Source organism: Celeribacter marinus, from assembly GCF_965656515.1.
GTDB lineage: Bacteria > Pseudomonadota > Alphaproteobacteria > Rhodobacterales > Rhodobacteraceae > Celeribacter > Celeribacter marinus_D.
The window spans coordinates 7,281-15,043 of record NZ_CBFHKW010000023.1 but is presented as its reverse complement, the minus strand read 5'-3'; the positions used below and the strand labels follow the sequence as shown (position 1 = coordinate 15,043).

8 protein-coding genes and 1 riboswitch are annotated in these 7,763 nt (G+C 55.3%); of the genes, 5 read left to right on the top strand and 3 right to left on the bottom strand.

What is annotated here, in order from left to right; genetic code table 11:
* Both ACTG34_RS07150 and ACTG34_RS07145 read left to right on the top strand, forming a co-directional pair.
* Nucleotides 1–142 (top strand): HU family DNA-binding protein (locus tag ACTG34_RS07150; protein WP_439104300.1); only part of this gene is annotated, 142 nt, incomplete at its 5' end.
* Nucleotides 143–255: 113 nt separating this feature from the next.
* A complete protein-coding gene (locus tag ACTG34_RS07145) occupies nt 256–1,116 on the top strand; it encodes a DMT family transporter (protein WP_439104276.1) in 861 nt (286 codons plus the stop codon).
* Nucleotides 1,117–1,118: 2 nt separating this feature from the next.
* On the opposite strand, the gene aroC is transcribed toward ACTG34_RS07145, so the two are convergent.
* Nucleotides 1,119–2,231: a chorismate synthase gene (gene aroC, locus ACTG34_RS07140; protein WP_439104275.1), complete on the bottom strand. Its 1,113-nt coding sequence runs from the start codon at nt 2,229–2,231 to the stop codon at nt 1,119–1,121.
* Between the two features lie 91 nt (nt 2,232–2,322).
* A riboswitch (TPP riboswitch) is annotated at nt 2,323–2,426 on the top strand.
* Nucleotides 2,427–2,466: 40 nt separating this feature from the next.
* Between aroC and ACTG34_RS07135 the strand changes: the two genes are divergently transcribed.
* The 3 genes from ACTG34_RS07135 to ACTG34_RS07125 are packed head-to-tail and all read left to right on the top strand — an operon-like array spanning nt 2,467 to nt 5,652.
* A complete protein-coding gene (locus tag ACTG34_RS07135; RefSeq protein ID WP_439104274.1) occupies nt 2,467–3,444 on the top strand; it encodes a thiamine ABC transporter substrate-binding protein in 978 nt (325 codons plus the stop codon).
* On the top strand, nt 3,420–4,970 hold the full coding sequence (locus ACTG34_RS07130; protein WP_439104273.1) for a thiamine/thiamine pyrophosphate ABC transporter permease ThiP: 1,551 nt from the start codon (nt 3,420–3,422) through the stop codon (nt 4,968–4,970). The genes ACTG34_RS07135 and ACTG34_RS07130 overlap by 25 nt, the downstream gene beginning before the upstream one ends.
* On the top strand, nt 4,957–5,652 hold the full coding sequence (locus ACTG34_RS07125) for a thiamine ABC transporter ATP-binding protein (RefSeq protein ID WP_439104272.1): 696 nt from the start codon (nt 4,957–4,959) through the stop codon (nt 5,650–5,652). The genes ACTG34_RS07130 and ACTG34_RS07125 overlap by 14 nt, the downstream gene beginning before the upstream one ends.
* Before the next feature lie 75 nt (nt 5,653–5,727).
* Here ACTG34_RS07125 and ACTG34_RS07120 read toward each other — a convergent pair whose 3' ends face one another.
* Nucleotides 5,728–6,546 carry a cytochrome c1 gene (locus ACTG34_RS07120; RefSeq protein WP_439104271.1) on the bottom strand — a complete coding sequence of 273 codons (819 nt, stop codon included), beginning with the start codon at nt 6,544–6,546 and terminating at the stop codon, nt 5,728–5,730.
* Between the two features lie 16 nt (nt 6,547–6,562).
* Nucleotides 6,563–7,763 (bottom strand): cytochrome b (locus ACTG34_RS07115; RefSeq protein WP_439104270.1); only part of this gene is annotated, 1,201 nt, incomplete at its 5' end.

The window sequence follows — 7,763 nt, the reverse complement described above, 5'->3', positions numbered from 1 at the left end:
GGGTGTTGGCAAAATTTATTGCCGTGAGCGCCCTGAGCGTATGGTCCGCAACCCGCAGACGGGCGAGCAGATGAAAAAAGCAGCTGACAAAGTTGTAAAGATGACAATTGCTAAAGCGCTTAAAGACAGCGTGAACGGCTAATTTCGTTTGATCTTTTGGGGAGGGGGTCGCGTTGTGCGGCCCCTTTTCTGTTTTAAAGTCTAGTTTAAAACTTTTGTGTGCCGCGCAGTGTTGAAGAACTTTATGGAGCGATTATGGATATCAGAGCCATTTTTATGGGCCTTGCGTTTGTGTTTATATGGTCCTCCGCATTCACGTCTGCGCGGATCATTGTGGCCGATGCGCCCGCTTTAGCGGCTCTTGCGGTCCGGTTTTTTCTATCGGGCGCGGTTGGTGTCGCAATCGCGCGTAGCCTTGGTCAAAGTTGGACTTTTTCGCGTGCTCAGTGGCGCGGCATAATCATTTTCGGCCTGTGTCAGAACGCGGCCTATCTCGGGCTTTATTTCCTCGCCATGCGCTCTGTCGAGGCTTCGCTCGCCTCCATTCTAGCGTCCTCTATGCCACTGGTTGTGGCGCTGTTTTCGACCCTATTCCTGCATGAACGGCCTAAACCGATTGCGGTGGCTGGACTTGTCACGGGGTTCATCGGGGTTCTTGTTATCATGTCGCATCGTTTGTCCGCAGGCAGTGATGTGGTGGGCATTTTGATGTGTGTCGTGGGCACGGTGGCGCTTGCGGTTGCGACCCTCACATTGCGTTCTACAGGTGCGGGTAAAAACGCATTGATGGTGGTCGGCATTCAAAGTTTGATCGGTGCGTCCGTCTTGGCTGTCGCATCGCCCTTTGTGGATGTGTACGCGCTCAATATGTCCGGCACATTGGTGATCGCGATGCTGTATACAACGTTTTTGCCCGGTCTGTTTGCCACGTGGCTATGGTTCAAATTGGTCGAACGCATAGGCACCGTGAAAGCGGCCGCATTCCATTTTCTCAATCCGTTTTTTGGCGTGGCAATAGCCGCGGCTCTTTTGGGCGAGGCCGTCACGCAATGGGACATGGTCGGGGTTGCCACGATTATGGTGGGCATCCTCGCGGTGCAGTTGTCAAAGGCGTAGGGCTATTGGGTAGAGCCGCCGATATGACCGCGTGGCCCGTCCCCCACCTGACCGCGATGCAAGAGCAGGTGATCAAGAACAACACAGGCCATCATCGCCTCGCCTACAGGCACCGCGCGAATGCCGACACACGGGTCATGACGGCCCTTGGTGATCAGGTCTATGTCCTTGCCATCTTTGTCGATGGTTTGGCGCGGTGTGAGGATCGATGATGTCGGTTTAACGGCAAAGCGGACGATCAAATCCTGACCTGTGGATATCCCGCCCAAGATGCCACCCGCATGATTGGACCCAAATTCAGGCCCATTTGGCCCCATCCGCATTTCGTCTGCGTTCTCTTCGCCGGTCAGGCAGGCCGCGTTCATGCCTTCGCCAATCTCAACGCCTTTAACGGCGTTAATCGACATCATTGCAGCGGCCAAATCAGTGTCTAACTTGGCATAAATCGGCGCGCCAAGCCCCGCTGGCACACCTGTACAAATGACCTCACAGACCGCCCCAACCGAGGAGCCACTCTTACGAATGCCGTCCAGAAATGTGGCCCATGTCGCCGCGGTCTGTGCCGAGGGCACCCAAAACGGGTTATTGTCAATTTCCGCCATGTCACGAGGCCCGTCGATGCCGTGTGGCCCGATTTGGGTCATGTAACCTTTGATTTCAACCGTTGGGGCAAGCTGTGCCAAGACCGCGCGTGCAATGCCGCCCGCAGCAACCCGTGCCGCCGTTTCACGGGCAGACGAACGCCCACCACCACGGTAATCGCGAATTCCGTATTTCTGGAAATAAGTGATGTCAGCATGACCGGGGCGAAATGCTTGCGCGATCTCACCGTAGTCTTTGGACCGCTGGTCGGTATTGCGGATCATAAGTTGAATCGGCGTTCCGGTTGTTTTGCCTTCAAACACACCCGAGAGGATTTCAACCTGATCCGCTTCGCGCCGCTGTGTCGTGTATTTGGACGTGCCGGGTTTTCGCTTGTCGAGCCACACCTGTAGCATCGACTCGTCAATTTCAATTCCCGGAGGGCAGCCGTCAACAGTCGCCCCGAGCGCAGGACCATGACTTTCACCCCATGTGGTGAAGCGAAAAAGATGTCCGAAAGAATTCATGCTCATGGTCTGCTCCTCATGTTTCCTCTGCTTTATCCGATGTGGGGTCGGTGAGCAATCTCGGGGCTTGCACTTCTGGCGAAACGCTCATAGCGTCTGCGATACCTCGGGGTGCTACCTTTGTTGTGGCTGAGATGCGAAAGCGGACCCGTTGAACCTGAACCGGCTAACACCGGCGGAGGGAAGGTATCAGCGACATAGCTGCCCCTTTTTCTTCGCCCATTTAACTATGGAGCGAGCCATGAAATATGGACTGACTTTTGCAGCAACACTTGCTGCTTTCGGCGCCAATGCCGAGCCTTTGACTATATATGCCCCCGACTATTTTGCTTCTGAGTGGGGCCCTGGCCCCGCGATTAAGGCGGCATTTGAGGCGACATGTGACGGGTGCGAGATCGAATATGTCACGGGTGATGTTTTGCCCCGTATCTTGCTTGAGGGCGAACGCACCCTTGCGGATGTCGTGATCGGGTTGAATTCCGATGTGACCAAGAAAGCCCGCGAAACGGGTTTGTTTGTGCCTCATGGGCTGGATTTGTCTCCTTTGACGCTGCCACTGGAGTGGACGGACGATACCTTTTTACCGTTCAACTGGGGCTATACGGCGTTCGTTTATGACAACACCAAAATCACCAACCCGCCCTCGTCCTTTGCCGAATTGGTGAACTCTGATGAAGACTGGACAATCGCTATCCAAGACCCGCGCACATCGATTTCGGGTCTCGCACTTGTGCTGTGGGGAACCGAAGTGTTCGGTGATGACGCTGAGGCCGCGTGGGCCAAACTGGCGCCCAAGATCACTACGGTGACAAAGGGATGGTCGGAGGCCTACGGCATGTTCACCGATGGCGAGGTGGATATGGTTTTGTCCTACACCACATCTCCCGCCTACCACATCATTGCGGAGGACGATGTGACCAAATCGGCGGCTTTGTTTGATGAGGGGCATTACTTTATGGTGGAGTTGGCCGCGAAATTGGCAGGCACAGACCAGCCCGATTTGGCCGATAAATTCATGGCGTTTATCTTGGATGAGCGGTTTCAGTCTTTGATTGCGACTGCGAATTGGTCGTATCCTGCGGCCTTGCCAAAGGCGCAATGGCCGGACGCGCTTTCTCAACTAAACTATCCTGAAAAGGCGATCTTTCTAAACGAGGATGAAGCCGCGGCGGCGCGTGATGGGGCAATCGACGCATGGCGCGCCGGCCTGTCGCAATAGGCCAATGGGCGGGGTTGGGGGTGGCGGTACTGGTTGCCGTCCTCAGCCTTGGCACACTTGTCGCAGTCGCGGGGCGGGCCGAGGATTTCTCTAGCCTGTCTCGCCACGATTGGGCCTCTGTACGGTTTACAGTGGTGCAGGCTGCGTTGTCTGCGGCTCTGTCGGTCGCAATTGCTATTCCCGTTGCCCGCGCGTTGGCGCGTCGATCATTTGTGGGGCGTGGTGTGCTCGTCACGCTTCTTGGCGCGCCCTTCATTTTGCCCGTCATCGTTGCGATTCTTGGTCTTACGGCTGTGTTCGGGAAAAGCGGTATCGTCTCAAATTTGTTGATTTGGGCCGGATTAGAGCCGATTTCGATCTACGGATTCCATGGGGTGATTATTGCCCACGTATTTTTCAACATTCCGTTGGCGACGCGTCTTTTGCTACATGGTTGGGGGTCTATTCCATCAGAGCGTTTCCGGCTTGCGGCGTCACTACGATTTACTTCTATCGATGTCTTTCGCCATGTCGAGATGCCGATGCTCCGTGACATCGTGCCGGGCGCGTTGGCGGTGATTTTTTTGATTTGCACAACGTCTTTTGCGGTCGCTCTCACGTTTGGCGGTGGGCCTAAGGCGACCACAATCGAACTCGCGATTTATGAGGCATTTCGCTATGATTTCGATCTCGGCAAGGCGTCTCTTTTGGCGCTTATTCAATTTGCGATTTGTACCTGCGCTGCGCTTTTCTCGTTTAAATACCGCGTGCCGCACATGGTTGGTGGGGGACTAGATCGACCTGTTGTGCGCCACGATACGAAGAGGCCATTATTGCGTCTGATCGATACGGGTTGGATTGTCCTCGCAGCGCTCTTTTTGCTCGCACCTCTCGCCGCATTGGTTGTGGATGGCGCGGGTGGTGTGTTGCAGCTTCCTGTTTCGGTTTGGTCCGCGGCGGCGCGTTCCGTCCTCACCGCACTTGGGTCTGCAGTACTTGCTATCGTTTTGTCTCTCGCGCTCGTTCTTGCTGGACAGAGATGGCACTGGATTGAAGGGGTTGGAATGCTCTCAATCGCGGCCTCACCGTTGGTCATGGGGACTGGGCTATTCATTATGATTTTCCCATTTTTTGATCCCGCCACACTTGCTCTTGTGATCACCGCGCTGGTGAATGCCGTGATGTCGCTCCCGTTTGTCATTCGCGCAATTGCGCCCGCGATAGCAGGAAGCGAAGCCGCGTATGGAAAGCTCGCGGATGGGTTAGGGATGTCTGGATGGACGCGTTTGCGATTGGTGACACTGCCGCGCATTCGTGCGCCTTTGGGGTTCGCCGCAGGTCTATCGGCGGCGTTATCCATGGGCGATCTTGGCGTCATCACGCTGTTTGCCCGCCCTGAGCAAGCAACTTTGCCGTTGCAAATTTACCGCCTCATGGGGGCCTATCGCATGGATCAGGCGATGGGGGCGGCGCTTTTGCTGCTCGCGCTAAGCCTTGGCCTGTTTTACATCTTTGATCGGGGAGGGCGCGGGCGTGCTCACACTTGACGACCTATTGATTGTCCAAGGCGATTTTCGCCTGAGCGCGGAGTTCAGCCTTCCCACAGGGTCGGCCGTTGCCGTGCTTGGGCCATCGGGTGCAGGGAAATCTACTTTGCTGTCGGTTATTGGCGGGTTCTTTGCGCCGCGATCAGGGCGCGTTCTTTGGCAGGGCAACGATATCACTGATGTGGCGCCGGCGAAGCGTCCCGCCGCGCATCTGTTCCAAGACAACAACCTGTTCCCACATATGACTGCGGCGCAGAATGTCGCCCTTGGGATCAAGCCGAATTTGCGCCTGTCCGTTGAGGATAAACGAGCGGTGCAAGACGCATTTGAGGCAACAGGGTTGAGTGGACTTGGCGACCGATTGCCATCCCAACTTTCGGGCGGTCAGCAGTCACGTGTGGCATTGGCGCGCGTCTTGGTTCAGCGGCATCCCCTTGTGTTGCTTGATGAGCCATTCTCGGCGCTTGGGCCCGCGATGCGCAAAGAGATGACCACTTTGGCGCGTGAGGTTGGCGCAAAAACCGGAGCAACGATGTTGATGGTCTCGCATGATCTGGCGGATGCCCAAGCGTTTGCAGATCATGTTGTTTGGGTCGCGGATGGTGTCGCTCATGCGCCGCGCACGTGGGCGCAGGTCGAGGCAGATCCACCCACGGGATACCGCGATTATGTTGGCCATTGATTTGGCCGCGACCCTATAGCCCATAAAAAAGCGCCCCGAAATCGGAGCGCTTTTTCAATTTTTATCAGCCCATTCTTACAGGTTGAATTTTTTGCCTTTGTGCGGCGCCCAAAGTTTTTTGTTCGACAGGTACAAAAGTGATGTCAGTACGATCAGGAACACAACGGCGAGGAAGCCCGCGTGCTTGCGTGCTTCAAGCTTCGGTTCCGCTGCCCACATCAAGAACGCAGCAATGTCCTCTGCTTCGTGATGCAAGTCATTGGCGTGACCATCGGCAAACTCGACGTCTTCACCGTAGAGAGGAGGAGCCATTGCGATCCATCCACCTGGGAACGCGGTGTTCTCATAGTAGATTGTCCCAGCTTCTTCTTTTTCTTCGCCTGTGTAGCCGGTCAAAAGGCCGACGATATACTCAGGGCCACCAGTGCCTTTTAGGAACTGGTTGATACCCGTTCCGTATGGGCCGTGAAACGCAGCGCGTGCTTTCGCCATCATGGATAGGTCGGGCGCGTTTTGCGAGTGGTTCGCTGGGAAGTGGTCGTTAGACGTGAGCGCACGTGCGGCACCCTCGTCATAGTCGTAGAGGTGCATGTTTGCAGCTTCGTCGTTCACGGGGAATGCAGTTGCGTAAGCGCGCACCTGATCCTCGGGAAGCATTGGGCCGCCTTTGTCCGCAAGGGTCCGGATCGACACATATTGTAGACCGTGACAGCCCGCGCAAACTTCGGTGTAAAGCTGAAGTCCGCGCTGAAGCTGCATTTGGTCATAAGTGCCAAACGGACCTTCAAAGGAGAAGTCCACGTCATGGATGTGTGCCGCATCGCCTGCTGCCATAGCCGCGCCAGCGGATAGGCCCAAGGCGGTGAGGGCGGAGAGGGTAAGTTTCTTCATCATTTCCCTAGTTCCTTTCTCACTCGGATGCATTTTTAGCGGCAGGGTAGTGCGCTAAAAAATCTTCTTCGATCGTTTCCGGAATCGGAAGCGGCTTTTCGATAACACCCAAGAGTGGCATCAAAATGAGGAAGTATCCAAACCAATAGGTTGCACCAATCAGCGAGATATACGGATAGATACCGTCGGTTGGCATTGCGCCCACCCACATCAGTACCACGAAGTCGATGGCCAAGAGCCAGAACCACCATTTGAACATCGGGCGATATTTACCCGAACGAACTTTGGAGGTGTCGAGCCAAGGCACGAGAGCCATCACGATGATCGCGCCGAACATGGCAAGTACGCCAAAGAACTTTGCGTCCACGATGCCGCCTGTGACAAACGACACAGCCTGAACCAACCACACATCGGCGGTGAACGCGCGCAAAATGGCGTAGAAGGGCAAGAAATACCATTCAGGCACAATGTGCGCGGGTGTCGATAGTGGGTTTGCTTCGAGGTAGTTATCGGGGTGGCCGAGGTAGTTTGGCATAAAGCCGACAATGGCAAAGAACACGACTAAGACAACGCCAAGGGCGAAGAGGTCTTTCATCACGAAATATGGCCAGAACGGCAATGTGTCTTTCTCAGCTTCGGCTTTGGACGTTTTGCGGACATCAACACCTGTGGGGTTGTTGTTGCCTGTCGTGTGGAACGCCCAAATGTGAACAATCACAAGGCCAGCAATCACGAAGGGGAGCAAGTAGTGCAACGAGAAGAAGCGGTTGAGCGTGGCGTTGTCCACCGCAGGCCCGCCGAGCAACCATGCCTGAATTGGCTCGCCCACGAGTGGGATCGCACCAAATAGGCCGGTGATCACGGTCGCGCCCCAAAAGGACATCTGACCCCAAGGCAACACATACCCCATGAAGCCGGTTGCCATCATCATCAGGTAGATGATCATGCCGACGATCCATGTGATTTCACGTGGTGCTTTGTACGAGCCGTAGTACAGGCCACGGAAGATGTGCATGTAGACCGCAAAGAAGAACAGCGATGCGCCGTTTGCGTGCAAGTAGCGCAGCATATGGCCGCCGTTCACATCACGCATGATGTGCTCAACCGAGGCAAATGCCATGTCGACGTGCGGAGTATAGTGCATCACCAGAACGATACCGGTGACAATCTGGAGGCCGAGACAGAAGGCAAGAACAATGCCCCAGATCCACATCCAGTTA